This window comes from Haemophilus sp. HN_Hi16 (genome assembly GCF_049823435.1).
GTDB lineage: Bacteria > Pseudomonadota > Gammaproteobacteria > Enterobacterales > Pasteurellaceae > Haemophilus > Haemophilus influenzae_D.
Window position 1 is genome coordinate 1230049 of sequence record NZ_CP187500.1, and the last position, 22022, is coordinate 1252070.

The 22022-nt window shown below is 40.3% G+C and carries 34 protein-coding genes; 28 read left to right on the top strand and 6 right to left on the bottom strand.

The window, feature by feature from the left end; genetic code table 11:
- Positions 1-182: 182 nt before the first annotated feature.
- The gene (locus ACPT9C_RS06075; RefSeq protein ID WP_061723155.1) at positions 183-437 is read right to left on the bottom strand and encodes a hypothetical protein; all 255 of its coding nucleotides are present in this window, start codon (positions 435-437) and stop codon (positions 183-185) included.
- Between the two features lie 596 nt (positions 438-1033).
- Here ACPT9C_RS06075 and ACPT9C_RS06080 point away from each other — a divergent pair.
- The gene (locus ACPT9C_RS06080; RefSeq protein ID WP_425627453.1) at positions 1034-1558 is read left to right on the top strand and encodes a hypothetical protein; all 525 of its coding nucleotides are present in this window, start codon (positions 1034-1036) and stop codon (positions 1556-1558) included.
- 362 nt (positions 1559-1920) lie between these two features.
- Here ACPT9C_RS06080 and ACPT9C_RS06085 read toward each other — a convergent pair whose 3' ends face one another.
- From ACPT9C_RS06085 to ACPT9C_RS06095, 3 genes are read right to left on the bottom strand one after another with little or no spacing between them, the layout of a single operon-like run.
- Positions 1921-2460, bottom strand: coding sequence for a hypothetical protein (locus ACPT9C_RS06085; RefSeq protein ID WP_118879916.1), 540 nt, complete (start codon positions 2458-2460; stop codon positions 1921-1923).
- 13 nt (positions 2461-2473) lie between these two features.
- The gene (locus ACPT9C_RS06090) at positions 2474-3439 is read right to left on the bottom strand and encodes a hypothetical protein (protein ID WP_114934829.1); all 966 of its coding nucleotides are present in this window, start codon (positions 3437-3439) and stop codon (positions 2474-2476) included.
- Between the two features lie 56 nt (positions 3440-3495).
- Complete coding sequence (locus ACPT9C_RS06095) at positions 3496-4194, bottom strand: LexA family transcriptional regulator (protein WP_425627454.1); 699 nt, start codon at positions 4192-4194, stop codon at positions 3496-3498.
- A gap of 110 nt (positions 4195-4304) precedes the next feature.
- Between ACPT9C_RS06095 and ACPT9C_RS06100 the strand changes: the two genes are divergently transcribed.
- From ACPT9C_RS06100 to ACPT9C_RS06145, 10 genes are all read left to right on the top strand, one after another.
- The gene (locus ACPT9C_RS06100; RefSeq protein WP_005679233.1) at positions 4305-4493 is read left to right on the top strand and encodes a transcriptional regulator; all 189 of its coding nucleotides are present in this window, start codon (positions 4305-4307) and stop codon (positions 4491-4493) included.
- Between the two features lie 48 nt (positions 4494-4541).
- Positions 4542-4982 carry a YmfL family putative regulatory protein gene (locus ACPT9C_RS06105; RefSeq protein ID WP_114934831.1) on the top strand — a complete coding sequence of 147 codons (441 nt, stop codon included), beginning with the start codon at positions 4542-4544 and terminating at the stop codon, positions 4980-4982.
- 67 nt (positions 4983-5049) lie between these two features.
- Positions 5050-5280, top strand: a complete 231-nt coding sequence (locus ACPT9C_RS06110) for a helix-turn-helix domain-containing protein (RefSeq protein WP_048952997.1) — start codon at positions 5050-5052, stop codon at positions 5278-5280.
- Position 5281: 1 nt separating this feature from the next.
- A complete protein-coding gene (locus tag ACPT9C_RS06115) occupies positions 5282-5440 on the top strand; it encodes a hypothetical protein (protein ID WP_162790435.1) in 159 nt (52 codons plus the stop codon).
- The gene (locus ACPT9C_RS06120) at positions 5437-6216 is read left to right on the top strand and encodes a helix-turn-helix domain-containing protein (protein ID WP_232043360.1); all 780 of its coding nucleotides are present in this window, start codon (positions 5437-5439) and stop codon (positions 6214-6216) included. The genes ACPT9C_RS06115 and ACPT9C_RS06120 overlap by 4 nt, the downstream gene beginning before the upstream one ends.
- Positions 6213-7586 (top strand): replicative DNA helicase, encoded by a 1374-nt coding sequence (locus ACPT9C_RS06125; protein ID WP_118879914.1) that lies wholly within the window; start codon positions 6213-6215, stop codon positions 7584-7586. The genes ACPT9C_RS06120 and ACPT9C_RS06125 overlap by 4 nt, the downstream gene beginning before the upstream one ends.
- The gene (locus ACPT9C_RS06130) at positions 7583-7807 is read left to right on the top strand and encodes a hypothetical protein (RefSeq protein ID WP_114934833.1); all 225 of its coding nucleotides are present in this window, start codon (positions 7583-7585) and stop codon (positions 7805-7807) included. Before ACPT9C_RS06125 ends, ACPT9C_RS06130 begins: the two co-directional genes overlap by 4 nt.
- A 36-nt stretch (positions 7808-7843) precedes the next feature.
- The gene (locus ACPT9C_RS06135) at positions 7844-8260 is read left to right on the top strand and encodes a recombination protein NinB (RefSeq protein ID WP_042593421.1); all 417 of its coding nucleotides are present in this window, start codon (positions 7844-7846) and stop codon (positions 8258-8260) included.
- Positions 8261-8352: 92 nt separating this feature from the next.
- Entirely contained in the window at positions 8353-8895 is a 543-nt protein-coding gene (locus ACPT9C_RS06140; protein WP_118879913.1) for a recombination protein NinG, read from the top strand.
- Complete coding sequence (locus ACPT9C_RS06145) at positions 8892-9263, top strand: antiterminator Q family protein (protein ID WP_114934835.1); 372 nt, start codon at positions 8892-8894, stop codon at positions 9261-9263. Before ACPT9C_RS06140 ends, ACPT9C_RS06145 begins: the two co-directional genes overlap by 4 nt.
- A 49-nt stretch (positions 9264-9312) precedes the next feature.
- Here ACPT9C_RS06145 and ACPT9C_RS06150 read toward each other — a convergent pair whose 3' ends face one another.
- Positions 9313-10278: a P63C domain-containing protein gene (locus tag ACPT9C_RS06150; RefSeq protein ID WP_114934836.1), complete on the bottom strand. Its 966-nt coding sequence runs from the start codon at positions 10276-10278 to the stop codon at positions 9313-9315.
- Between the two features lie 368 nt (positions 10279-10646).
- Here ACPT9C_RS06150 and ACPT9C_RS06155 point away from each other — a divergent pair, with 368 nt between their 5' ends.
- The 4 genes from ACPT9C_RS06155 to ACPT9C_RS06170 all read left to right on the top strand — a co-directional run bounded on the left by ACPT9C_RS06155 (position 10647) and on the right by ACPT9C_RS06170 (position 11849).
- Complete coding sequence (locus ACPT9C_RS06155) at positions 10647-10814, top strand: BRO-N domain-containing protein (RefSeq protein WP_423717276.1); 168 nt, start codon at positions 10647-10649, stop codon at positions 10812-10814.
- 38 nt (positions 10815-10852) lie between these two features.
- On the top strand, positions 10853-11320 hold the full coding sequence (locus ACPT9C_RS06160; protein WP_423717275.1) for a P22AR C-terminal domain-containing protein: 468 nt from the start codon (positions 10853-10855) through the stop codon (positions 11318-11320).
- A gap of 80 nt (positions 11321-11400) precedes the next feature.
- Positions 11401-11538, top strand: a complete 138-nt coding sequence (locus ACPT9C_RS06165; RefSeq protein WP_192888187.1) for a hypothetical protein — start codon at positions 11401-11403, stop codon at positions 11536-11538.
- Positions 11539-11642: 104 nt separating this feature from the next.
- The gene (locus tag ACPT9C_RS06170; RefSeq protein WP_101160772.1) at positions 11643-11849 is read left to right on the top strand and encodes a hypothetical protein; all 207 of its coding nucleotides are present in this window, start codon (positions 11643-11645) and stop codon (positions 11847-11849) included.
- Here ACPT9C_RS06170 and ACPT9C_RS06175 read toward each other — a convergent pair.
- Positions 11827-12306 carry a hypothetical protein gene (locus tag ACPT9C_RS06175; protein ID WP_101160776.1) on the bottom strand — a complete coding sequence of 160 codons (480 nt, stop codon included), beginning with the start codon at positions 12304-12306 and terminating at the stop codon, positions 11827-11829. The two genes, ACPT9C_RS06170 and ACPT9C_RS06175, sit on opposite strands and share 23 nt — an antisense overlap.
- Positions 12307-12410: 104 nt before the next feature.
- Between ACPT9C_RS06175 and ACPT9C_RS06180 the strand changes: the two genes are divergently transcribed.
- The 13 genes from ACPT9C_RS06180 (at position 12411) to ACPT9C_RS06240 (ending at position 22021) form a co-directional block, all read left to right on the top strand.
- Positions 12411-12770, top strand: coding sequence for a phage holin, lambda family (locus tag ACPT9C_RS06180; protein ID WP_032827954.1), 360 nt, complete (start codon positions 12411-12413; stop codon positions 12768-12770).
- On the top strand, positions 12736-13338 hold the full coding sequence (locus ACPT9C_RS06185) for a glycoside hydrolase family 19 protein (protein WP_112072224.1): 603 nt from the start codon (positions 12736-12738) through the stop codon (positions 13336-13338). The genes ACPT9C_RS06180 and ACPT9C_RS06185 overlap by 35 nt, the downstream gene beginning before the upstream one ends.
- Entirely contained in the window at positions 13331-13654 is a 324-nt protein-coding gene (locus ACPT9C_RS06190) for a DUF2570 family protein (protein WP_101160782.1), read from the top strand. The genes ACPT9C_RS06185 and ACPT9C_RS06190 overlap by 8 nt, the downstream gene beginning before the upstream one ends.
- Positions 13566-13847, top strand: coding sequence for an Rz1-like lysis system protein LysC (gene lysC, locus ACPT9C_RS06195; RefSeq protein ID WP_112072223.1), 282 nt, complete (start codon positions 13566-13568; stop codon positions 13845-13847). The genes ACPT9C_RS06190 and lysC overlap by 89 nt, the downstream gene beginning before the upstream one ends.
- 310 nt (positions 13848-14157) lie before the next feature.
- Entirely contained in the window at positions 14158-14619 is a 462-nt protein-coding gene (locus tag ACPT9C_RS06200; protein WP_114877436.1) for a DUF1441 family protein, read from the top strand.
- Entirely contained in the window at positions 14600-16720 is a 2121-nt protein-coding gene (locus ACPT9C_RS06205) for a phage terminase large subunit family protein (RefSeq protein ID WP_118879912.1), read from the top strand. Before ACPT9C_RS06200 ends, ACPT9C_RS06205 begins: the two co-directional genes overlap by 20 nt.
- Before the next feature lie 123 nt (positions 16721-16843).
- On the top strand, positions 16844-17362 hold the full coding sequence (locus tag ACPT9C_RS06210; RefSeq protein WP_112072221.1) for a Rha family transcriptional regulator: 519 nt from the start codon (positions 16844-16846) through the stop codon (positions 17360-17362).
- Positions 17363-17400: 38 nt separating this feature from the next.
- Positions 17401-17622 carry a hypothetical protein gene (locus tag ACPT9C_RS06215; protein ID WP_015701513.1) on the top strand — a complete coding sequence of 74 codons (222 nt, stop codon included), beginning with the start codon at positions 17401-17403 and terminating at the stop codon, positions 17620-17622.
- 3 nt (positions 17623-17625) lie between these two features.
- Positions 17626-19128 carry a phage portal protein gene (locus tag ACPT9C_RS06220; RefSeq protein ID WP_114934844.1) on the top strand — a complete coding sequence of 501 codons (1503 nt, stop codon included), beginning with the start codon at positions 17626-17628 and terminating at the stop codon, positions 19126-19128.
- A 73-nt stretch (positions 19129-19201) separates the two neighbouring features.
- Positions 19202-19348, top strand: coding sequence for a hypothetical protein (locus ACPT9C_RS06225; RefSeq protein WP_154017416.1), 147 nt, complete (start codon positions 19202-19204; stop codon positions 19346-19348).
- 2 nt (positions 19349-19350) lie between these two features.
- Positions 19351-21327 carry a ClpP-like prohead protease/major capsid protein fusion protein gene (locus tag ACPT9C_RS06230; RefSeq protein WP_118879911.1) on the top strand — a complete coding sequence of 659 codons (1977 nt, stop codon included), beginning with the start codon at positions 19351-19353 and terminating at the stop codon, positions 21325-21327.
- A gap of 78 nt (positions 21328-21405) precedes the next feature.
- Positions 21406-21729, top strand: a complete 324-nt coding sequence (locus ACPT9C_RS06235) for a DUF2190 family protein (protein ID WP_015701510.1) — start codon at positions 21406-21408, stop codon at positions 21727-21729.
- Positions 21710-22021: a hypothetical protein gene (locus ACPT9C_RS06240; protein WP_015701509.1), complete on the top strand. Its 312-nt coding sequence runs from the start codon at positions 21710-21712 to the stop codon at positions 22019-22021. Before ACPT9C_RS06235 ends, ACPT9C_RS06240 begins: the two co-directional genes overlap by 20 nt.
- Position 22022: the final 1 nt, after the last annotated feature.

The following is a 22022-nucleotide window of genomic DNA, read 5'->3' on the forward strand; positions in this document are numbered from 1 at the left end:
AAAGGCAAAGGGCTGGACGTATTTCCTTGCGGTATTCTATTAGTCGCCCTCCCGACATAGTCAGGATTACGGATATAAAAAAATCGCCTGTTGGCGACTAGTAAATCTATCCGCCTTTGAGTTTTAGGTTTTGAGACCTTGAGGCGAATAGTAGTATAAGAATTTGGGCTTGTAAAGCGAAATTATTTTTTAATTGCTTCTGACAAAACGTGAAATAACGTCGGATAAAACTGCTCAACACGCTGACGAATTTCACGCATTTGTTCAAGATTTAAATTCGGCAATCTTTCGATAATCTGCTGTTGCAAGCTCACTCGTTCAGATTCTTGCGTTTCTCGCACATCACCAATCAATTTATTCAACGCGGCTTCTTCGGTAAGGTTATGGCTTTTGGCGTATTGTTTAATCCATTCTTGATGTTCTTTGCTGACTTTCATTTTTCGCTCCTTTAGGTATAAAAAAAGCTGTCAAATGACAGCTTGAAAGTGAGAACATCTTAATCCGGAAGTGGGGGCAGTGTCAAATATTAAAAAATACCGCCCTTTCGAGCGGTCAGTGGAGTAGTGCAATCAGTCTGTGCTGATTTTGTCTAGAATAGGGCTGTGATTACACTTAATTTCTAATTTTTCCATTGTTACATTCCTCGTTTGTCTGCCATTTCAAAACACACTTCATCTATCATTCGCAACGGTTTCACATGCCGTTGTGTCTCTGTACTAGCAAATGTGTTTTGAAATATCCACATTGGGATATTCGCCTGCTTGAGCTCCACTTTCGGCAACTGCACCGTTTTTCACTGGCTTTGCATGGGCAGACTTTAAACCACAGTGTTATTAAGTAGGTTAGGGCTTTTAATCTAACGACCGCTTAATACCGTTATGCACTGTGATTCTGTAGCCAAATTGTCGAAAATTCAAAACAGGTTAATGATGAGTGCCTTTCTTTATACTTGTAAGGCTCAAGTCCTCTTGTATGCGACTACATCGAGGAATACAATGCTCTCTGCGACTACAATTTAATCAGAGGAAACATTATGGAAGAGTACGCCAAACTACTTAACACTATATTGACTAAGGTTGTGTTCACTCATATGACTATGTTCTTCGTTTTCTTATTTAGCAGTTTTTACTTTATGCCTCCTGAATTAGCGGCAGATATGGATGCTAAAACCCCGATATTCTTTCCTAATTGGTTTCCTCTTTCCGCTCTAGGTAGTATTATTTTTACGCTACTTTCCACTGGGGCTTGGATTTTACTTTGTAATGGCATAAAGCTTGCTTTTACTAAATTTCGCCAAATTTCCATCACGTACTCGGAATCTGATAAGCTAATTAAGTTGCTCTCCAATCTCTCCGAACTGGAAAAGGAAATTCTTGTATCATCTTGCTTAGGCGAGCGAATTTGGAGTGAGGATTTTAAAACCAAGGTGGCTATTGAGAAGTTGATTAGCCTGAATCTCATTTCGCACTCTTGGGTTTATAATTGCTATGAAGTGAATACATTGATTAAGCCTTTTATCATCAGCGAACTTGATAAACTCACTAAAACCCATCACTAACCTGTTTCAAATTTTTAAAGAGCATCGAGATTGTGTATCTCGTTTTGATGTGAATATTCTACTTAAAGTAGATTTAATTGCAACTAAAAATTGCATAAAAGTAGAGATTTTCTCTATTGAAAGTAGTAAGTATTTGATTTTGAATTGAATTTATTTTTGACTATTTACTGAATTTGTGACCTAGATCACGGAAATAGAGTGGAGAAGTAGGGCTTTAAAAGTGCGGTTGGCGTTTAGCACAAAATTGAGAAGAAATGGCAAAATTGAGCGAATGAACTTGTTCAGTGAATAAAATAAAGTGCGGTAGGAATTACAGGCAAAAGAAAACCGCCCGTAGGCGGTTGGTGATTTGTGAAAGATTATTAGCGATGAATTCGATCTATCATAAAGTAGAGCCCAAGAAGCGTAACAAAGATAAGATTAAACAAACCAAATATGTAAACCGCTTGAGGAATCCAAGATAAATAATCGTAATATTCAAAATTTTCTAAAAAATGTAAGCTGTTTGCTGATATTTGAACAAAGCCGCCTACAAAGTACAGTAGAATACTGATGATTGCCAAATACCCGAAAAGATGTGTGAGAAAAAGGCGTCGTGTTACAGGTATTCCATTCAATTTTGGCGCATTTAACATTTCCTCATCAATTTCTGTACGACTAAATGTTGCAACTGCGGCAAGAGACGCAATATAGAAACCTGATAGCATTTGTAATATACCATTCACAATACTGATAACGCTTTTTTCTCCGGTAAAGAGAAGCGGGCTAGGGAGTAGATGATTTATTCCTAGAAAGCAAATTGTCGCTATTAAAGGCAAAATAAGATCAAAAAACGTTTTTTCTTTATGCTTAATCTTTAAATAGCGTAATGGTGTACACAGTTTACTTAAAATAAATAACATTTTGGCTACTTGTTTATGAGACAAGTTCCCCTTTTAATATTCGTAACATTGCATTTTTTAACTCTTGATGGATTTCATTCTGACACGATTGAATTGAGTTGCCAAGCGGGATTTTGTGCTTTTTAGCGAACGCCGCCCGTGAAATATCGGCGATTGTTTCATCATAATTATCTAAAGAATCTGGAATATCATAAGTTGAAGTTGTTTTGCGGCTATCTTCGGAACGGGTGATTTTTAATCGGGAATAGCCTTTCTCTTTCGCAATATCAGCCACTTTAGCAATAACATCAAGAGCTTTTCCACCAAGTTTTTTAGATGTTTTAACCACCATTTTTTCTTCTTCAAAGATTTCAACGCCATTCACGTCTAACCCTTTATATCGACTTGAACGAGTTGCAGTAATGCCACATAAATATCCCTTTTTGAATGAATCTTTAAAATTCTGAGAAGCGTAAAAATCCAATTTAAATAATGGGCGACAAGATATACTTTCATTGCTCCCTTTGCGAACAAAACTAAAATTAAGATTTTTGCTAAAATGCGCCAGAATGTCGGAAATCATGCCCCTTGTTAACCCTGGGACTTCTTCTAGAATGGCAAGGTATTTATTGGGAAATAATTTGTCTTGAATTTGGGTGTCAATTAAAAGATGTGCCGTTACTGCCACACCCTCGCCTTGCTCCTTTTTGACTGTTCTGCTTTTTCCTGTTTTTAAGTTTGAAAATGCTGGATCAGACGCACGACCATTCGAGCTTTGGAACAAAATCATTAAATAGCGATCTTCAATGAATTCCGTTCCCACAATGCTAAATGACGTTGTTTGGTTATTCCTTAAGTAAACATCAGTTGCTTTTATATTTTGAAATGGACGAACTAAATCATCCATAGTGATAATATTTCCTGCATCTTCCGGATAGGGGTTAATTGCAAATTCGCACTCAATTAAATATCGTTCATATTCGTTTAAAATGATACTCATAATTACATCCTTAGGATGGTTTAAGGTTAAAGATCAACAATATCCAGTGTTAGTTTCTATAGTAAAACTGAATACCAAAAGACTTTCCCAATGACTGATATATCTTGCAGGTCTGCTATCTCATCTGGGTGTTCTTCGCTGTTATAACTACGGATTTTCACTTGTTCGTTTGGCATATTGTAAAGTAGCTTTATGCGTAATAGCCCACCGTGATTTATTGCGTATATTTTCCCATCTCGGATTGTTTTATTACCAAGATCAATACCAACCGTTGTTCCATCCGGAATAACCGGTTCCATTGAATTTCCGTCAGCAATCACACATACCGCGTTTTCGTACTGTACTCCTTGTTTACGTAGTGTTGCTTTGGAAAAACGTAATTTGAAGTTGTTATAGTCCATTATGTCATCAGCAAAGCCGTTTCCGGCAGCAAGCCTAATATCTTGATAAAACGGAACGGCATATTCATCGCTATTTAGTGGGGTATTGCGATCCCATAAGTCGAATGAGTCAACGTCTTTCACATTAGAAGTTAGTTGATTTTCTAAAGAATCGGCTGTGCCGTATTTCAAATGAGCGGGACTAACTCCAAAGTACTTCGCCATAGCTTCAATTTTCTTATCTCTCGGGGTTGCAGTGCCTAAAGTGTAACGTCTAGCCATTTCATAAGTTACGCCAATAGCTTTTTGTAAATCCACAATATTTTTGCCTTGTTTAGCCATTAATTCATTAAGTCGGCTTGCTAAATTTGTCATAGACGCTCCTTTATTCTACTAAAGGTAGAAGATACAAAATTAAAACAGTTGATTCAATTCTATTTTTAGTAGTAGAATTGCACTACTTTAAATAGGATTAAGAGGTTAAAATGCTACCAATCGAAAAAGCTTATGAAATCGTGGGCGGTATTTCGGCTATGGCTCGACATTTCAATCTTACCCCTTGGGCTGTTTCCAAGTGGCGTGAAAAAGTGCCTGCGGAACGTTGCGCAAAGATTGAAGAACTTACAGCAGGAAAAGTTAAGAAATCCGAATTACGTCCTGATTTGTGGGATTAATTTACCAAAATTTACCCAAAAGAAAACCATAAAAACAAGGCAAAAATTATGACAATGAAGAAAGTCATTATGGAAATGATTGAGAAGATACCTGGCGGCAAAAGTGCGGTTGCAGGGTTTCTCGGATTTTCAGAGGCGGAGATGAATAACCGCTTGTATCACACAAAAGGTCAACGTTTTAAAAACGAAGAATTGATCGCACTCCAGCTTGAGTACGGATGCACTGATTTTATCGATGAGCTTTGCCGTACCGCTGGTGGTCGTTTTGTGCCTGATGTGGCAGAGGATGAATTAGACAAGGTTGAGCTTGCTAATTTACAACTGCACGAGCTTTCGGCTCGTGGCTTGTTATTTGCTTTATTAGAAAAGGCTTTAGAAGACGGTGAAATCACCTCGAAAGAAGAAGACGAAATCCGTCAAGCATTGAGTAAACATTTGGCAGCGACGCAACATTCGATTGAATGTGCGATTGTGTTACACAAGAAATAAAAAAGCCACGAGGAGATTTCGTGGCTTTAACTAACTACCTTTAATGTTATTCACAGAGGTTATCTGCATGGAAAATATTAATCCAAACGAAAAAACAAGTCAAACGCAAAACGGCAAGATTCTAAAGGCTTTGTTGAATGGCGAGCGATTGACACAGCTTGATGCTTACACCCGATTTAATTGCACTCGTCTAGGAGCAAGGATTTACGACATAAAGCAGCTAGGGCACAAAATTGAAAAGCAAATGGTGGTTGTGGCCAGTGGAAAACGTGTAGCTGAATATAGATTGGTGGTTTGATATGGAAAGACTATTTGACCACGAATTTGTAGCAAGTTTAAGCGATAGAGAAAAATTTATAGCTTACGAAGGCATAAAACAACAATTAATAGAGCAGGGCGCAAGCCAAGAAGAGTACGACAGAGTAACAGAGCAAGCAATTGAGGAATTAGGAATATGAGTATGAGATTAATGGTTCAAGCAATGAATTGTGAGGTTGGCAATCCTGCTAGAAAACTTGTGCTTTTAAAACTTGCCGACAATGCCAATGATGATGGAATTTGTTTTCCTAGTTATCAATACATTGCCGATAAATGCGAAATGTCAAAACGTAGTGCAATTAGTCACATTGATGATTTAATCAAAATGGGATTTGTCACCAAGAAAGCACGAAAAAATAAAGATGGTTCAAGTGCAAATTTATATCTTTTACACCTTGAGCAGGGTAGTGAAAAATCTGCACTAGGGGGTGAAAATATTTCACTAGGTAGTGAAAAATCTGCACTAGGGGGTAGTGAAAAATCTGCACCCATAACCAGTCACTCTTTTAACCTATCAATTAACCGTGTATCTGACGATGAAAATTCTGCTAACGCAGAGCGCACTGACGAAAATAAAAAAACGTCTAAGCGTGAAAAAATATCAGTTGATTATCAAGGAGTGATGGATGCATGGAATAAAGTTTTTAATGGTTCACCAATTCACTTGTTAAAAACATTAAGCCAAGAAAGACAAAAGGCAATTCTCAAGGTTGCCAAAGCAATGTTAGAAACACCAGATGTTGAAAGTTGTTCTGTTGAAGTGTTTACAGGGTATTTCCAAGACTTTCTTAGCCAAGCCAATAGTCGAGCCAATAAATTCTTCTTTGGCGGCCCAAATGGAGATGGATGGGTGGCTAAGTTTGATTACATCATGAAACCTAAAACTTTTTTAAATACTTGGGAAAATTCACTATGAGCAATTCAATGTATGAAATCGAATATGGGCTAATCAGTTCAATGTTAGCTGCAGGATTGACTCCACAAGCTCGAGAAGTGATGAGTTGGTTAGAACCAGAAATGTTTGCCACATTCCAACTTGGCGCACTTTACGGAAATATTCGCAAACAGGCTCGCAAAGATGATTTGATTGATATTTTACTGCTTGCACAAGACTACGGTGAAAACTTTGCAAATCTAGCGGAATTAGCAAGCGGATATGCCTACAGCGGAAATATTTTAGGGTATGCAAAGAAAGTACATTCTGCTTGGGTAAATCGTACTGCTCAACAGGCATTGTTGAAAATGGCAGGGGAGTTAGCCAATGCGAAAGAGGAGCAAGTCAACCAAATCACTCAAAATGCACTTAACCAAATCCAAAAACTTCTTGTCAGTAAAACGGAAATCAAGCCAATCGCCATGGGGGAACTGGTCGATTCTTACGTGGATGTTTTAGAAAAACGTTCAAAAAGCGATTTCAAAGAACGCTTGCTTTACACTGGCATTGAGGCGGTTGATAACATTCTTGGCGGCATAAATTCTACCGATATTGTCATTGTGGCTGGTCGTCCAGGAACAGGGAAAACAGAATTTAGTCTGACAGTGACTCGCAATATCGCCAAAAATCATGGCTCAGTTTTATTTTTCAGCCTTGAGATGGGTAACTTCCAGTTAGTCGATCGTTTGTTGAGTGCAACAGGTGGCGTGAGCGTAAAAAAATTGCGCAATCCTACCGAGCTTGATGAGGGCGACTATCATCGATTAACAAGTGCATTGCAAGAAGTGCGGTCGCAAGATGTTTACTTTGTCGATCGTGGTGGTTTATCTGCCGATGAAATTTGCGCAATTACCGAAAACCATATTAGCGAGAAAGGCGCACCATCTGTGGTTGTAATTGATTATTTAGGCTTGATGAATCACAAGCAAGAGCGTGGTGTAAATCTAACCCAAGCTATCGCAAATTCCATGAGCAAGCTAAAAGCCTTTACCAAAAACTTCAATATTCCAATCATTTTACTTTGTCAGCTTAACCGTGATGTGGATAGCCGTGCAGTAAAACGCCCTGCTAATTCAGATTTACGTGATTCGGGCTCAATCGAGCAAGATGCAAGCCAAATCATCATGCTTTACCGTGAGGGCGCATACAAGGCAGATTGTGATAATCCTTACTCTGAGGCCATTGTTACCAAGAATAGATTTGGTGGATTAGGCACAGCCTATATGAAATTTGATAGAGGTCACTTCCTCGATTGCGATCAGGCACAAGCGTATCAATTCATCAACGAGAAACCACAGCAACAAGCCAAAACCTATGCGGCTAAAAGTTATGGGAAAGGGGCATTGCAATGACAAGCTATAAATGCCCGAAGTGCGGTGCGGAATTAGAGGATTTTTATACGCCAGATTATTTTATATCAAGCAGCGAATGGGATGACGACCGTTTTCGTTGTAACGGTCACTTAATTGAGCCGATACCCTTTCCGCAGGTAAGCAAAGATAGTGTAGTTAATCGAACAAAATCTTGCGGTTATTTTGGGTTGGAAGATTTAGGTGTGGAGTGCAAAGAATGAATATTGCGATGTTATTCAAGCGTTGGGAATGATGTTATGAGCCAATACAAGCCTTTCTTTTTACGCGATCAACGCATTAAAAATAATTGCTTGGATTTAATCAAAGAGCTGCCAATAGACGATAAAAAGCCGTTGGTAGTCAAAATCCAACCAATAACACGCTCACTTGAGCAGAACTCAAAACTTCACGCACTACTAAGCGATATTAGCAAACAGTGCGAATTTAACGGTAAAAAGCGAGACATTGACACGTGGAAAATGATTATGGTATCGGCTCACAAAATTGCAACAGGTGGTCAGGCTGAAATGGTAATCGGGCTTGAGGGGGAAGTTATCAATCTACGAGAAAGCACCGCTCAAATGAGCGTAAAACGACTAGCAAGCCTAATAGAGTACATTACCAGCTGGGGCGTGCAAAATGGCGTGAGATTTAACGATAGATGGGGGCTTTAAATGAAACACTTAAATGATGACGAGATTTTAGAGTTAAAAATCGTACTTTTTATTGTGGCAGTTTGGGGAATGTTTAATATGGTGTTTAGCTAATGGCGAAAGAATATAAATGCAAAGTTTGTGGCCAACCGTTTGTAAAAACCTTTAGCTCAACACAGAAAGTTTGCTCACCTGAGTGTGCGATTAAATTAACCCGAGATAATGCGCAAAAAGCACAAGAACGAGCAGAAAAGAAAAAGCAAAGGGAACGTAAGGCTAAATTAAAAAGCCGCTCAGAATGGCTGAAAGAGGCGCAATCGGTCTTTAATAAATTTATCCGTTTACGAGATAAAAATGAACCCTGTATCAGTTGCGGTCGGTATCATCAAGGCAAATATGACGCTGGGCATTATCGGAGTGTGGGGGCCTGTCCTGAATTACGATTTTGCGAAATTAACTGTTTTAAGCAGTGCGTACCATGCAATCAGCATAAAAGCGGTAATGTCATTGAATATCGAATCAATCTCGTCAATAAAATCGGTGCGGACAAGGTAGCTTGGTTAGAACGCCAAGACCACGAGCAAAAGAAATACACCATTGAAGATTGCAAGGCGATGATTAAGTATTACAAGGCAAAAATTAAGGAGCTTACGTGAATATTGATGTGATTTCAGTTGAATTTGGTTATTGGGCTACACCTCGTTATGAGACTGAATTTCCACGTGTAGCCGCAGGGTTTGCAGAAATGAAATGTGATGCTCGTTATGATGAAAAATATCGTATGCGTCCTATAAGCGATGAATTAGGTATGGAAATTGATGGCTACCTTGGTGTAATTAGAAAAGTCACACCAGAACTTTATGATGTATTCGTTCTGACTTATATCAAGAGATGGGAAAAACAAGAAATTTGGCGATATTTACATATTTCACGGCGTGAGTATTTCAATCGATTGAAAATGGTAAAAACATCACTTTTATTGCTATTATCAACAGAAGGTAAGCAATGTTTATTTATTGCCTGAAAAGTGCGGTCGATTTTGACCGCATTTATTTCAAGGGTAGGTATTCTTTCTATTCTTGTCCTTCCTGAAGTGTGAGTTTGGGGTGTATCTTATCTAACATTTCATAAAAATTATCTTTATCTTTAGATAGCTTTAAAAGTGTAACGATAGAAGATAAATGTTCACGCAATTTAGGGTGCCCAACGTCTTCCGTTAAAAACTGGTGTAATTTTACTTTTTTTGCTTGTTTACTTGCCGATTTTTTGAGTTCTGGTAATAACTCTGGAGCGAGTCGGGCATACACGGCGTTGTTTGTAATGTGCCCGAAGAATTGTGGAAATTGATTATTATTTTTCGGAGGGAATTGAACGCCATATAAACGACATAATTCCTTGTAATAGTCTAAAGGAAAGGTTTTAACCCAAGGTTGTAATTCTTTTGCGACAAAGGCTTCAAAAATTTTTGCTAGTGCATCTTTAGCTCGTGCATCTTGATAGCCGGTGACTTCATCCACTAATGCCACAATGCCCACTTTGGCTAAAGAGCGGATTAGAATTTCTGCTTTTTGGGCGGTGTTTTGTTGCTTACCAACCAACGCCCCTTCTTCACGCGCTCGTAGATAAATATCACACACGACAGGTAAAATAGTCGCATCATATCCTTCCTTAATTTTACCGTCTTTGGTGCGATATTTAACCCCTTTGATCACATCTATAACATCTTGATTAATAAATGGTTTTAGATTATTTGCGTCCATAAACGCGGGTAGTTTGATCAATTCTTCGTTTTCCGTTATTGCGCCACCACGAGAACCACGATTTGGGCGATCTAATGCTTCAAAAACAGAAGCACTCGAAATAATGCGTAAGTCATTTTGAAGCACTGCCACATCAAGCGATTTATCACCAATGCTTAATACGCCTTCGTGAATAGCTAAAGGGAGTTCTTCTAGTGCTTTTTTATTTTCCCAGCGTGCTAGCGCTGCTTTCTCGGCTCGTTCTTTACGTTTTTCAGCCGTTAGGGAGGTAGAAGTCATATGTTTCTCCATTGCTTATTTATAACTTTTATTAGCATAATGCTAAATTATATTTAAGTAAAGCATTATTTTATGCTTTACATTCTCCAAATTTTCCTCTACTATTTTATTCAAGGTCTCAAAAGCCTTTTACACAACGGAATTAATTCACCCCGTCAGCGTGATTTTTTTATGCGTAAAATTTACCTTGTTTGTTTTATTGCCATTAAGACTTACAGCGCATAAAAAGAAAATTATCAATCAATGACCGACGGTGCGAGGAATACAATACCGAAAGGGAATAACTCCGCCAGATTGTGTACTGGTTTTGAGCCGTTGGTCGCCCAATTATGGGTAAATTATCAATCCTCTCAAAAAGGAAATACACAATGAAAAATCAAGTTCAATTTTCAGCATTTACCTTCAAATCTAATTCTGTTCGAGTCATCACTGATAAAAATCAGGAGCCTTGGTTTTGTGCGAATGATGTTTGCGATATTCTCGGCTACTCAAACTCGCGTGATGCTATTTCAAAACACTGTAAAGTAGGGGGGTAGCGAAACGCGACACCCCTACCAAAAGTGCGGTGCAAGAAATGACATTCATCAATGAACCAAATCTTTACCGCCTGATCATCAAATCCCGTAAACCAGAAGCCGAACCATTTGAGGCTTGGGTATTTGAAGAAGTTCTTCCGCAAATTCGTAAAACAGGAAAATATCAACTTCAACCGCAACAACTTGCACTACCTGAACCTGAGAAATTCCCCCGTGAATTTACAGAGCATGACCTACAACAGCTCGTTTGGGCGTGGTTTGCTTTATTGCGTAGCACGGAACTTTGCCAAGTGCTTCATCCAGCATTAAAACAAATTGGTTCGCACTACGCTGCTTCCGTTTATAGCATGGCTTACGAATATCGCAGTACTCTCCGTCAGGCCCATAACGTATTGACACGCATTACAGAGCAATTTGAATGCGAGCAAGGAAATAACTGGCGCGTATTAAAATACCTTCGAGCCTACAACCCTAAAGCAACAGGATTTCAGTTAGACATTCTATAAAACAACGAAAAATCCGACCGCACTTTTGAAAAATCGTGTGGCGGATTTTTACACCTCAAATTCACGAAAAAGGATAAATTATGTTCAGAATTATCTTTGCGGTGGCGTTGTTATTGGCAGCATACGAACTCAATTTAAACCAAGATTGCGATGGATATATTTGCGAAACATCATCACCAATTACTGCACTTCATAAACCGTTTGACAGTGCACACTAAAAGTGTATTATATGTACTATATTGCGGTTTTAGCACATAGCAAACGCAAGAAAGAATTTTACAGCCCTGATCGGAAACGGTCGGGGCTTTTTTGTTGGTGGAATATGAACATTACATTAGGCGATACAATTAAGATTGATGGTGAGGAAGTGCCAGAGTATTTGCTCAAGGCACTTTATGAATGTTTGAAAAACAAATATGCATTTTTAGCTAACAATTCTATTTGCTCTGATGTTATTCAAGCTGAGAGACTGTCAGTAAATGGTTTGAAAATCCCATTAGACGCGATTACTTATCCTTGGAATAAATAGGTTCATACTGTTCAGTATTTTCATTGTAATGAATGCCCTCATACATCCACGCCACCACCTTTTTAACTAAGATCTCATCGCTGATATTCATATAAGTATGTGCTAATTCTTCTAGGAAAGCCGCAATTTGTATTTCACGAGGGTATAAATTGGCTTTGGCGAGATCGTAAAATATGCAGCCGTTATAGTAAACGTGGACTGCTTCTGGGTGAATTTGATATTGGAGAGTTAAGCAATCTGAGGAAACGATACCGTTACTCTTTGATGATGTGAAGAATATATCAACCTTTTTGTTAATTTGTGCGTGCTTGCATAAGATATTAACGGCGTCAGTAAAGTTTTTGAAAAGCGGATATATGTCTTGGGCGATGTCTAAAATAACGATGTTGAAATAATGTCGATATTGTTCAGGAATGTTATTTAGAATTTGCTGACGAGATATTCTTGCTTTATTCATTTTAAACCTCTGTTAAGTTTGGTGTGGTAACCTAGATCTTAACAGAACTTAACGCCCACTGTAACAGGTGGGCTTTTTTATTGCCTAAAAAATTAGGGGGAAATATGCCAATTAAAGAGCCTGATGTATGGGCGTTAATATGGTCTTGGTTACAAATTAACTTGAGTTCTAGCTCTATTCAAAGCGCCCTTTGGGCATTATTTATTTCTATTTTAAGACTTGGATTTATGCGTAAAAAACCAAGTTTCCGATATGTGTTCATTGATGCAGCTATGTGTGCATCTATTGCTGGCGTAGCAGTGCCTATCTGCACTCATATTTTTGGGCATAGTGAATATTCTTCATTTCTTGGCACGATGATTGGTTTTGTTGGTACTGAAAAAATTAGAGAGTTCTTGTTTAAATTCATTAATCGGAGAATTGAAAAAGATGACAATGATGATTTCCGAAGTGACGTTCAATAAAATTTTCCCTCATGCAGTTAAGGGCGTTTATCAAGCCATTTCAGAACAAATAGAAAAAGCAGGTTGTGTGACTAAGATGCAACAAGCTATGTTCTTAGCTCAATGCGGGCATGAAAGTGGAGGATTTACAAGATTTAAAGAAAACTTAAATTATTCTTGGTCTGGGCTTTCTCAAACTTTCCGTAAATATTTCCCCGATCCACTTACAGCCAAGAGATATGAGCGCAAACCTGAGCTCATAGCCAATCGTGTTTATGCTAATCGTTTAGGTAATGGAGATGAGAAAAGCGGAGATGGTTGGAAGTATCGTGGTCGTGGACTGATTCAGATCACAGGTAAGGATAATTATGCCGCGTTTAGAAAATGGTTAGGTAGAGATATTGAGCCAGAAGATATAGCAAGTAATTTAGACTTATCAGTTAAAGCTGCTGTTTGGTATTGGAAACTCTGTGAATTAGCCGATCTTAATTCGGTAGAGAAAGTGACTCGAAGAATTAATGGTGGGCTAAATGGCATTGATGAGCGTTGCAAGCTATATCGAGCATTAATGGTAACTGATAATGACTAAGTACATTTACATAGCGTTAGGGGTTGTTGTAGTGGTTTTGTTTGGCGCATTGTGTTACCAATCAAGTGTTATAGATGAGTTGAACATAACCACAAAACAACAAGCCCAAACCATCCAGCAGCAAGAAGATGCGAACAAGGCATTGACCATTGCACTGCAACAAGAGCGTGATGCAGTCATTGAGCAACAGCAACGTAATGATGAAATAGAAAGGATAGCAACAGAACATGCTGAATCAGTTAAAACAATCATTAAGACACAGCCTTGCGCTCACACTCGTTTGCCTCAGTCTGTTCTTGACCGCTTGTACAAATAAAGTCACGACTAAAGCAGAATATATTTACCCACCTCAAGCCTATACTGTACCTTGTGTCAAAACAGCATTTACTGGGGAAACATACGGCGATGTAGTCATACAGCTTGTTAGGGTAACCGCAGAGCGAGATAAGTGTGCAAGCCAAGTAGATAATCTCAATAAGTGGATTAACCAAACCAAGACCGCCAATTAAAGTGCGGTCTTTTTTTATTGGCATATACAGACACATACATTAGGACTGATCTTGACTATCTGATGATGGCTCGAGGGTAGTCCTAAGCTATGTTTTATGGACAAAACAAAAATATATCGAGTGATTTTTATAAAGAATCGTGACGGCAAAAGGTACTCCTGAGGGGATACCCCTTTCCACGGGGTTTCGGGCGCGCGGTTTTCGACAGTTTTTTGATTTTTTTGGCGATCCACCACAATACGGTAATTAACTGCTTTTATTGCTGTTTTTAGTTTATTGGTTGTTCATTTTTAACTTAAGGCGATGCACTATGAAAGATTATTACAGCATTAGCAAAATGGCTGCTATCGCAGGATGTGATAGGCGCACTATGTCGGCTATAGTCGGTCATGTTAAACCAGAAAAAGAAACAACCAATTTCAAGGGCTATTCATTTGAGCAAATACTTAAATTATTGATTGAAGGTACTCGTCCGAAAAATGTTGATGAATTATCTCCATCGGATCAGTTGGCTTACTGGAACGCGCAACTAAAACAACTTGAGTACAAAAAACGTCGTGGCGAGGTTTGTGAGGTCGAGGACGCATCTAGACAAATGTCAATCATCGTTAAGACGATGTTGCAGCCACAAGAAACACTGGCGGACAGGGCGGAAGTCGCAGGTATGCCAATAAACTGGGTTATTTGGATACAAAAAGAAGTTGACAAAAACCGCGACGAATCGGCGGATCTAATCTTAGAGGATGAAACGGATGTATGCGAAAGCGAGTGATATTAGAAAAGATTTAGCGGAGATGATAAAAGCGCCGAATCGAATGAAAGTATCCGAAGCTGTCTCACAATATATGCGCGTGCCGCTTGGTGGTGGCTCATCTGTGAGATGGGATAAAGACCGTACGCCTTATGTCATTGAGCCGATGGACTGCCTAAACTCTCGTGAGTATGACGCAGTTATTTTTGTTGGGCCAGCTCGTACTGGTAAAACAATCGGATTGATTGATGGCTGGATCACTTATGCGATTATTTGCGATCCGTCTGATTTCCTCTTGGTGCAACTTACACAGGAGAAAGCCAGTGAGCATAGTCGTAAACGTTTAGACCGCACTTTTAGATGCTCGCCTGAGATTGCAAAAAGATTAAGCCCGCGTAAAAACGATAACAATGTCCACGATAAATATTTTAGGGCAGGTAATTTATTAAAGATTGGTTGGCCGTCAATTAACGTATTGTCATCATCCGATTACAAATATGTTGCGTTAACAGATTACGACCGATGGCCCGATGATGTGGACGGCGAGGGTGACGGATTTAGTTTAGCGTCCAAACGTACGACTACATTTATGAGTGCTGGAATGACACTTGTAGAGAGTTCGCCAGGCAAGGATATTGTTGATATAAAACATCATCCAAAAACTACTCACGAGGCACCGCCAACAACTGGGATTTTATCTTTATATAATCGCGGTGATAGACGTAGATTCTATTGGCAATGTCCGCATTGCAAAGAGTGGTTTGAGCCATCAATGGCAAATATGGTGGGTTATCGTAATGATACTGACTATGTTAAGGCGAGCGAAAACGCTCGTTTACAATGCCCACATTGTCAATCTCTCGTAGATCCTGATAAGAAACGCGCATTAAACATTGGCGGCAAATGGCTAAAAGAAGGGCAAACGATAGATAAAGATGGTATAATCCATGGCGAGGGCAGAAACTCTCGTATTGCGTCATTTTGGCTGGAAGGCCCTGCAGCCGCTTATCAAACATGGGCGCAATTAACTTATAAATTACTCACTGCTGAACATGAATTTGAAATGACTGGCAGTGAAGAAACGCTAAAGGCAGTAACAAATACAGACTGGGGATTGCCTTATTTACCACGCTCCGCACTTGAACAGCGCCGAAGTGATGAGCTGATGGAGCGCAGAGAAGAAACAGAAAAAAGAACGGTACCTTATGGGTGCCGTTTTTTATTGGCTGCGGTTGACGTACAGGGTGGGCGGAACCGTCGCTTTGTAGTTCAAATTGTGGGCTATGGCGAAAACAGCGAACGGTGGCTCATTGATCGATATAACATTAAATCATCAATGCGGAGCAATGCCGATGGAGAAAGTCTCCAGATCGATCCGTCCGCCTACCCTGAAGACTGGGATTTGCTTATTAGCGATGTACTCAATAAACAATATCGTATCGAGGGGCTAGAGGGTGGATTTATGCCAATCCTTGCAATGGCGGTGGATAGCGGCGGTGAGGACGGTGTAACAGATAACGCCTATAAGTTTTGGCGTAGATGCAAACGCGATGGATTATCTAAGCGCGTTTATCTCGTCAAAGGTGATAGTACCAAACGCCAAAAACTGATTTCTCGCACTTATCCTGATAACACCTCACGGTCAGATCGTCATGCTAAAGCACGAGGTGATGTGCCGTTGTATTTACTACAAACAGACCAGCTCAAAGATCGCATTAGTAACGCATTAAGTCGTGAGACTGTCGGCGCTAACTATATCCATTTCCCTGCGTGGCTCGGGGAGTGGTTTTTTGATGAGCTGACCTACGAGGAGCGAGGACAAGACGGCAAGTGGCGCAAACCTGGTAAAGGCAACAATGAGGCGTTTGACCTATTTTGCTACGCCCATGCAATCGCTATTTTGCGTGGTTATGAGCGTATTAAGTGGGGCGATGAGGACAATGTCCCATACTGGGCGAAATTGCCAAGCGTAAATCCTAACGTGATCCGCAAGGAATCATCCGCACCGAAAGAAGAAACTGAAAGTGCGGTAGAAATTGAACAAGTAAAACCGCAACCGAAACCAAAAACAAAAAGTAATTGGCTAAACGGTGGTGGAAGCAAAAAAGGCGGTTGGCTTTAACTCCTAAACAGCCTTAAATCGGTAGATACCGAGCCTATGAAAAGGTGGATATGTTGCGGTAATAACTCAAGCCCTGACTAGAGATAGTTGGGGCTTTTTATTATCTAAATTTGGAGATAGAAAATGCAATTAACAAATCCCGAAAATTTTAAACAATTTGTACAAAATAAAGAGGCGAAAACAATTACCACATCTGAAACAGTTGCTAAGGTTTTTGGCAAATATCATAAACATGTTATGCGAGATATTCGCGAAATCTTAGAGGCGGGAGATGACGAATTTAACCGGACCAATTTTGGTCTCGTTGAATACATCGATAAAAAAGGCGAAAAACGCCCAATGTTTGAGATGACAAAAGACGGTTTTATGTTGTTGGTTATGGGATATAAAACCAAAAAAGCAATGGCAATTAAGATCGCTTACATCAAAGCATTTAATTTTATGCAAGATCAATTGCTATCTAGCAATATGACATTGCTTGAGCAATATTACCAAGCTTTGGGCGAACATAAAGCCGAAAAACAATTAGCAAGCGTTTGTGGTAAAGCATTGAATGAATGGAAAGGTAAAAAGCCGTTGCTTGAAGCAACACTAAAAATCTTTGAAGACAAATTGCAAATTGAGTTACCACTACTTGACTAACCGCACCGTAAAAAGTGCGGTTTTTTATTGGGGCAAAAATGGCTATCTACGACAGAGACGAACTCGAAGAAAAAATCCGAACGCTTGATGAAAAGATCGAAAACGCCCAAAGCCAAGTTAGTTTTAATGGGCGATCGGTATCTTACCAAGTGTCCGAATGGACAAAACAACGTGACCGCTATCAACAAATGCTAAATGAGTTACTGGCGGAAACAAGACAGCGCGTAAAACGCCACAGAATCAAATATGCGAGATTTTAAACAATGGGAATATTAGATAAAACAATTGCTGCAATCTCGCCTAAATGGGGCGCACAGCGAGCAAAAAGCCGATATGTGATGAATGCATACGAGGCAGCAATGCCAAACCGTACACATAAGGCAAAACGCGAAAGCCAAGGCGCTAACGTATCGACCAAACAAAGTGCGGTAAGTTTGCGAGAACAGGCTCGTGCGTTAGACCAAAATCACGATATTGTGATCGGCATTTTGGACAAGATGGAAGAGCGTGTGATTGGCTCTAGAGGAATCCATATTGAGCCACAGCCGCTAAATTTAAGTGGTGATGTTGATGAGGATTTGGCAGAGCAAATCCGCAAAAAATGGGCGGAATGGTCTGTGCGACCAGAAGTTACTGGACAATTTACCCGCCCAGAACTTGAGAGGATGTTGTTGCGAACGTGGCTCCGTGATGGTGAGGTATTTATCCAACTCGTGCGTGGTTCTGTAGCGGGGCTAACCCATAGCACAGACATTGCATTTAGCCTTGAGGCATTAGAGCCTGATTTTGTGCCGATGAATACCCTTGATACGGCAAATGTAATTCAAGGGATAGAGATTAATGCTTGGCGCCGTCCTGTGTCTTACCGCGTTTACATGGATAACCCACAAGAAAACAACCGCACTTTTGGACGAGTTAAAACTGTGCCAGCAGAAAATATGTTGCACCTTGCGTTTAAAAAGCGCTTGCACCAATTGCGTGGCGTATCGATGTTGCATGGTGTAATTGTCCGCCTTGCTGACCTTAAAGATTATGAGGAAAGCGAACGTGTTGCAGCGCGAATTGCCGCCGCCTTTACGATGTACATCAAAAAAGGGGATGCTGCACTCTATGGAGATAACGAGAATTATAGCGCAGACAGCCCTGAGCGTGATTTTGAAATTGCGCCCGGTGCAATCATTGATGATTTAAAACCCGGTGAAGATATTGGTTTAATCAATTCCAACCGTCCGAACACCAACCTTGAGCATTTCCGAAATGGGCAATTAAGAGCAACGGCTGCAGGTACTCGCTCAAGTTACTCAAGTATTGCGCGAGATTATAACGGCACTTACTCAAGCCAACGCCAAGAGTTGGTGGAGAGTTTTGAGGGCTACTCTGTTTTACAAGATACCTTTGTTGCGCATATCTCCCGCCCGATTTATCGCGAATGGTTAAAAATGGCGATTGTCAGCGGTGAAATTGAGGTGCCAGTCGATATTGATCCAGCGTCACTTTATAACGCTGTTTACAGTGGCCCAGTGATGCCGTGGATTGATCCAATAAAAGAAGCGCAAGCGTGGAAAGAGCGTATTAAAGGGGGGTTAGCAACGGAAAGCCAAGCTGTACGCGCAAGCGGTAGTAATCCAGCAGAAGTTAAACGTCGCCGTAAAGTTGAGGTGGATGAAAACCGAGAATTAGGGCTGAATTTCGACACGGATTTAACCAATACGCCATTAAATGAGCGGGCATCTCCACTAAAGGACGGAGAAAACCTAGACGAATAAAACAAACCCGAAGCGTTAGTAGCACTTCGGGTTTTGAATTTCCAATTAAGAACGATTTAAAAGGAAATAATCTATGAGTATTTTAAAAACTATTCTCTCAATTATCAAGGAGTTTAGAAGAATGAATGAACAACTATCCTCACTTCGATTTTGGGGTTTGTGGTTACTGGGCTTTTTAATTGCCAGTGCCATTTTTATTAATGCAATTAAATGGTGGTAACAATGAAATGGTACAACATTAATGCTAAATCTACCGATACTGCAGATATTTCCATTTATGATGAAATTGGCGGGTGGGGGATTTCGGCACAACAATTTGCTAAGGACTTTAAAGCCTTAGGTAATAATCTAAAACAAATAAATTTGCATATCCATTCGCCTGGCGGAGATGTGTTTGATGGCATTGCTATCTACAACTTACTGAAAAATCATCCAGCCAATGTGACAGTTTACATTGACGGCTTGGCGGCAAGTATGGCGAGCGTTATTGCGATGGCGGGCAATGAGGTAATCATGCCGGAAAATGCAATGATGATGATCCACAAGCCTTGGGGCATCCAAGGTGGCGATGCTGAGGATATGCGCAAATATGCCGACTTATTAGACAAGGTCGAAAATACGCTAATCCCAGCTTATGCAAGCAAAACAGGAAAAACACCTGAAGAATTAGCAGAAATGCTATCAGCAGAAACTTGGCTCAACGGAAAAGAATGTGTTGAACAAGGATTTGCAGACAAACTAGCCGAACCACTTGTGGCGATGGCGTCTATTAAATCAAGAAAATTAGAGGACTTTGAAAATATGCCAAAAGCAATGAAAGACATGTTGTTTAAGCCACAAGGCAACGCTGGCGCATCCGCACCACAAGCAACACCAACTCCTGCACAACCAGCACCAACTGAACCGGTAAATCAAGCGCCGACAGCTCCGGTAGATAACACCGCACAAGTGCAGGCTGAATTAAATAAACGTAACGCCGACATTAAAGCGGTATTTGCACCGTTTGGTACTACGCACAATGATTTGTTAGTGGAGTGTTTAGGTGATTTATCAATTACCGCAGATCAAGCCAAAGACAAATTATTAGCAAAACTTGGTGCAGGCACAACCCCAAGTGCAGCAGTAACGCCTTATGCCGATAACGGTAACATTGTTGGTGATAGCGTGAAACAATCCTTATTGGCTCGTGCAGGTATCGACAAAGACAAAGTAAATGCTAAAGACAACGCCTACAATGCGATGACATTGCGTGAGCTTGCTCGTGCATCATTGGTTGATCGAGGTATTAGTGTATCGGGTCAAAATGCAATGAGCATGGTTGGTTTGGCATTTACTCACTCAAGCTCTGACTTTGGTCAGATCTTAATTGATGTAGCGCACAAATCCTTGCTTAAAGGTTGGGAAACCGCAGCGGAAAACTTTGATCAGTTTACATCTCGTGGCACATTAACCGACTTCCGCGCGGCGAAACGTTTTGGATTAGGTGACTTTGGTTACTTACCGCAAGTTGGTGAGGGTGAGGAGTACACCTACGGCACAATCGGCGATGAGGGCGCTAGCGTTGCATTAGCGACTTACGGGCAATTATTTAGTATTACCCGTCAAGCAATCATCAATGACGATATGCACTTGTTGACAAAAATTCCTGAAAAAATGGGACAAGCGGCACGTGCGACAATCGCTAAATTAGTGTTTGCGTTATTAACTGGTAACGCGATTGCGCAAGATGGCAAAAAATTATTTGATGCCTCGCACAAAAACTCATTTGATAATGCCGCATTAGATGTAACCAATATTGATAAAGCAATTCAAATGATGAATGGATTTGTCAATACTCGTGGTGAACCATTAGCGATTGAGCCTGATTTTATGTTGTTACCAACCTCACTTTATACTCGTGCTAAACAAGTTCTAGGTTCAGCAAGTGTGGAGGGAGCTGATATTAATTCTGGCATTATCAATCCAATCCGTGACATTGTGCCGACAGTTAAATCCGCACGTTTACAAGTTGCCGATCCAAAATCTTGGTACTTAATCAACAAAGAGGCTATTGAAGTTTCTTACCTTGACGGCATTGATACGCCATACATGGAGCAACAACAAGGTTTCACTGTTGATGGCGTATCTACCAAGGTGCGCATTGATGCAGGTGTTAATGTAATTGACTACCGTGGCATTGTAAAAGTTACCAATAAGTAACTTAAAACGCCTTAAATAACGACCGCACTTTTAAGCGAGGTGCGGTTTTTTATTATCAAAATTAAAGGATCATTAAATATGGCTAAAAACTATATGCAAGACGGAAACACCGTGCGTTTTACCGCTGCCGCTGCCGTAAAAAGCGGTGATGTAGTGATGTTAGAAAACCTTGCGGCGATTGCTGTTGCCGACGTGGAAAAATCCGCCGTTGGTGTTGGTTTGACTACCGGTGTATTTACCGTTAAAGCAAAAGCGGCTGACGACATCAAACAAGGTGCGATCGTGTACTGGTCTGCAACTGACGGAGCAACAACTACCGCAGGTAGTAACAAGCGTTTAGGTATTGCTTGGCATGCTAGTGGCGTATCGATGGGCACTGTAGATGTCAAGATCAACGCTTAGTCCGTTTGATGACGCACTCGCACAGGCGGACAAAGTCATATCAGATGTGATGATGTCCGTCTATGTTATCAACGGCAAAAAATACAAAGCTGTGCTTGATGAAAGCCCAAAACTAATGAGTGGCAATTACACCGATGATTACTTAATTAATGGCACGACGCGTACTCTCACTCTTTTTAAAGCATCAGGATATAAGCCAAAACTTGGAGATATCATTATTTCTTCAACAGAGGAATATGTTGTGCGAGGGTTTAGTTTTGAAGATGGGAAGATCGTGCTGCAATTGGAGTAAA

What these genes read in the sequence shown, in the direction of transcription:
- ACPT9C_RS06075 (WP_061723155.1), bottom strand. Translation starts at nt 437, where the DNA reads ATGAAAGTCAGCAAAGAACATCAAGAATGGATTAAACAATACGCCAAA.
- ACPT9C_RS06080 (WP_425627453.1), top strand. Translation starts at nt 1,034, where the DNA reads ATGGAAGAGTACGCCAAACTACTTAACACTATATTGACTAAGGTTGTG.
- ACPT9C_RS06085 (WP_118879916.1), bottom strand. Translation starts at nt 2,460, where the DNA reads ATGTTATTTATTTTAAGTAAACTGTGTACACCATTACGCTATTTAAAG.
- ACPT9C_RS06090 (WP_114934829.1), bottom strand. Translation starts at nt 3,439, where the DNA reads ATGAGTATCATTTTAAACGAATATGAACGATATTTAATTGAGTGCGAA.
- ACPT9C_RS06095 (WP_425627454.1), bottom strand. Translation starts at nt 4,194, where the DNA reads ATGACAAATTTAGCAAGCCGACTTAATGAATTAATGGCTAAACAAGGC.
- ACPT9C_RS06100 (WP_005679233.1), top strand. Translation starts at nt 4,305, where the DNA reads ATGCTACCAATCGAAAAAGCTTATGAAATCGTGGGCGGTATTTCGGCT.
- ACPT9C_RS06105 (WP_114934831.1), top strand. Translation starts at nt 4,542, where the DNA reads ATGACAATGAAGAAAGTCATTATGGAAATGATTGAGAAGATACCTGGC.
- ACPT9C_RS06110 (WP_048952997.1), top strand. Translation starts at nt 5,050, where the DNA reads ATGGAAAATATTAATCCAAACGAAAAAACAAGTCAAACGCAAAACGGC.
- ACPT9C_RS06115 (WP_162790435.1), top strand. Translation starts at nt 5,282, where the DNA reads ATGGAAAGACTATTTGACCACGAATTTGTAGCAAGTTTAAGCGATAGA.
- ACPT9C_RS06120 (WP_232043360.1), top strand. Translation starts at nt 5,437, where the DNA reads ATGAGTATGAGATTAATGGTTCAAGCAATGAATTGTGAGGTTGGCAAT.
- ACPT9C_RS06125 (WP_118879914.1), top strand. Translation starts at nt 6,213, where the DNA reads ATGAGCAATTCAATGTATGAAATCGAATATGGGCTAATCAGTTCAATG.
- ACPT9C_RS06130 (WP_114934833.1), top strand. Translation starts at nt 7,583, where the DNA reads ATGACAAGCTATAAATGCCCGAAGTGCGGTGCGGAATTAGAGGATTTT.
- ACPT9C_RS06135 (WP_042593421.1), top strand. Translation starts at nt 7,844, where the DNA reads ATGAGCCAATACAAGCCTTTCTTTTTACGCGATCAACGCATTAAAAAT.
- ACPT9C_RS06140 (WP_118879913.1), top strand. Translation starts at nt 8,353, where the DNA reads ATGGCGAAAGAATATAAATGCAAAGTTTGTGGCCAACCGTTTGTAAAA.
- ACPT9C_RS06150 (WP_114934836.1), bottom strand. Translation starts at nt 10,278, where the DNA reads ATGACTTCTACCTCCCTAACGGCTGAAAAACGTAAAGAACGAGCCGAG.
- ACPT9C_RS06155 (WP_423717276.1), top strand. Translation starts at nt 10,647, where the DNA reads ATGAAAAATCAAGTTCAATTTTCAGCATTTACCTTCAAATCTAATTCT.
- ACPT9C_RS06160 (WP_423717275.1), top strand. Translation starts at nt 10,853, where the DNA reads ATGACATTCATCAATGAACCAAATCTTTACCGCCTGATCATCAAATCC.
- ACPT9C_RS06165 (WP_192888187.1), top strand. Translation starts at nt 11,401, where the DNA reads ATGTTCAGAATTATCTTTGCGGTGGCGTTGTTATTGGCAGCATACGAA.
- ACPT9C_RS06170 (WP_101160772.1), top strand. Translation starts at nt 11,643, where the DNA reads ATGAACATTACATTAGGCGATACAATTAAGATTGATGGTGAGGAAGTG.
- ACPT9C_RS06175 (WP_101160776.1), bottom strand. Translation starts at nt 12,306, where the DNA reads ATGAATAAAGCAAGAATATCTCGTCAGCAAATTCTAAATAACATTCCT.
- ACPT9C_RS06180 (WP_032827954.1), top strand. Translation starts at nt 12,411, where the DNA reads ATGCCAATTAAAGAGCCTGATGTATGGGCGTTAATATGGTCTTGGTTA.
- ACPT9C_RS06185 (WP_112072224.1), top strand. Translation starts at nt 12,736, where the DNA reads ATGACAATGATGATTTCCGAAGTGACGTTCAATAAAATTTTCCCTCAT.
- ACPT9C_RS06190 (WP_101160782.1), top strand. Translation starts at nt 13,331, where the DNA reads ATGACTAAGTACATTTACATAGCGTTAGGGGTTGTTGTAGTGGTTTTG.
- lysC (WP_112072223.1), top strand. Translation starts at nt 13,566, where the DNA reads ATGCTGAATCAGTTAAAACAATCATTAAGACACAGCCTTGCGCTCACA.
- ACPT9C_RS06200 (WP_114877436.1), top strand. Translation starts at nt 14,158, where the DNA reads ATGAAAGATTATTACAGCATTAGCAAAATGGCTGCTATCGCAGGATGT.
- ACPT9C_RS06205 (WP_118879912.1), top strand. Translation starts at nt 14,600, where the DNA reads ATGTATGCGAAAGCGAGTGATATTAGAAAAGATTTAGCGGAGATGATA.
- ACPT9C_RS06210 (WP_112072221.1), top strand. Translation starts at nt 16,844, where the DNA reads ATGCAATTAACAAATCCCGAAAATTTTAAACAATTTGTACAAAATAAA.
- ACPT9C_RS06215 (WP_015701513.1), top strand. Translation starts at nt 17,401, where the DNA reads ATGGCTATCTACGACAGAGACGAACTCGAAGAAAAAATCCGAACGCTT.
- ACPT9C_RS06220 (WP_114934844.1), top strand. Translation starts at nt 17,626, where the DNA reads ATGGGAATATTAGATAAAACAATTGCTGCAATCTCGCCTAAATGGGGC.
- ACPT9C_RS06225 (WP_154017416.1), top strand. Translation starts at nt 19,202, where the DNA reads ATGAGTATTTTAAAAACTATTCTCTCAATTATCAAGGAGTTTAGAAGA.
- ACPT9C_RS06230 (WP_118879911.1), top strand. Translation starts at nt 19,351, where the DNA reads ATGAAATGGTACAACATTAATGCTAAATCTACCGATACTGCAGATATT.
- ACPT9C_RS06235 (WP_015701510.1), top strand. Translation starts at nt 21,406, where the DNA reads ATGGCTAAAAACTATATGCAAGACGGAAACACCGTGCGTTTTACCGCT.
- ACPT9C_RS06240 (WP_015701509.1), top strand. Translation starts at nt 21,710, where the DNA reads ATGTCAAGATCAACGCTTAGTCCGTTTGATGACGCACTCGCACAGGCG.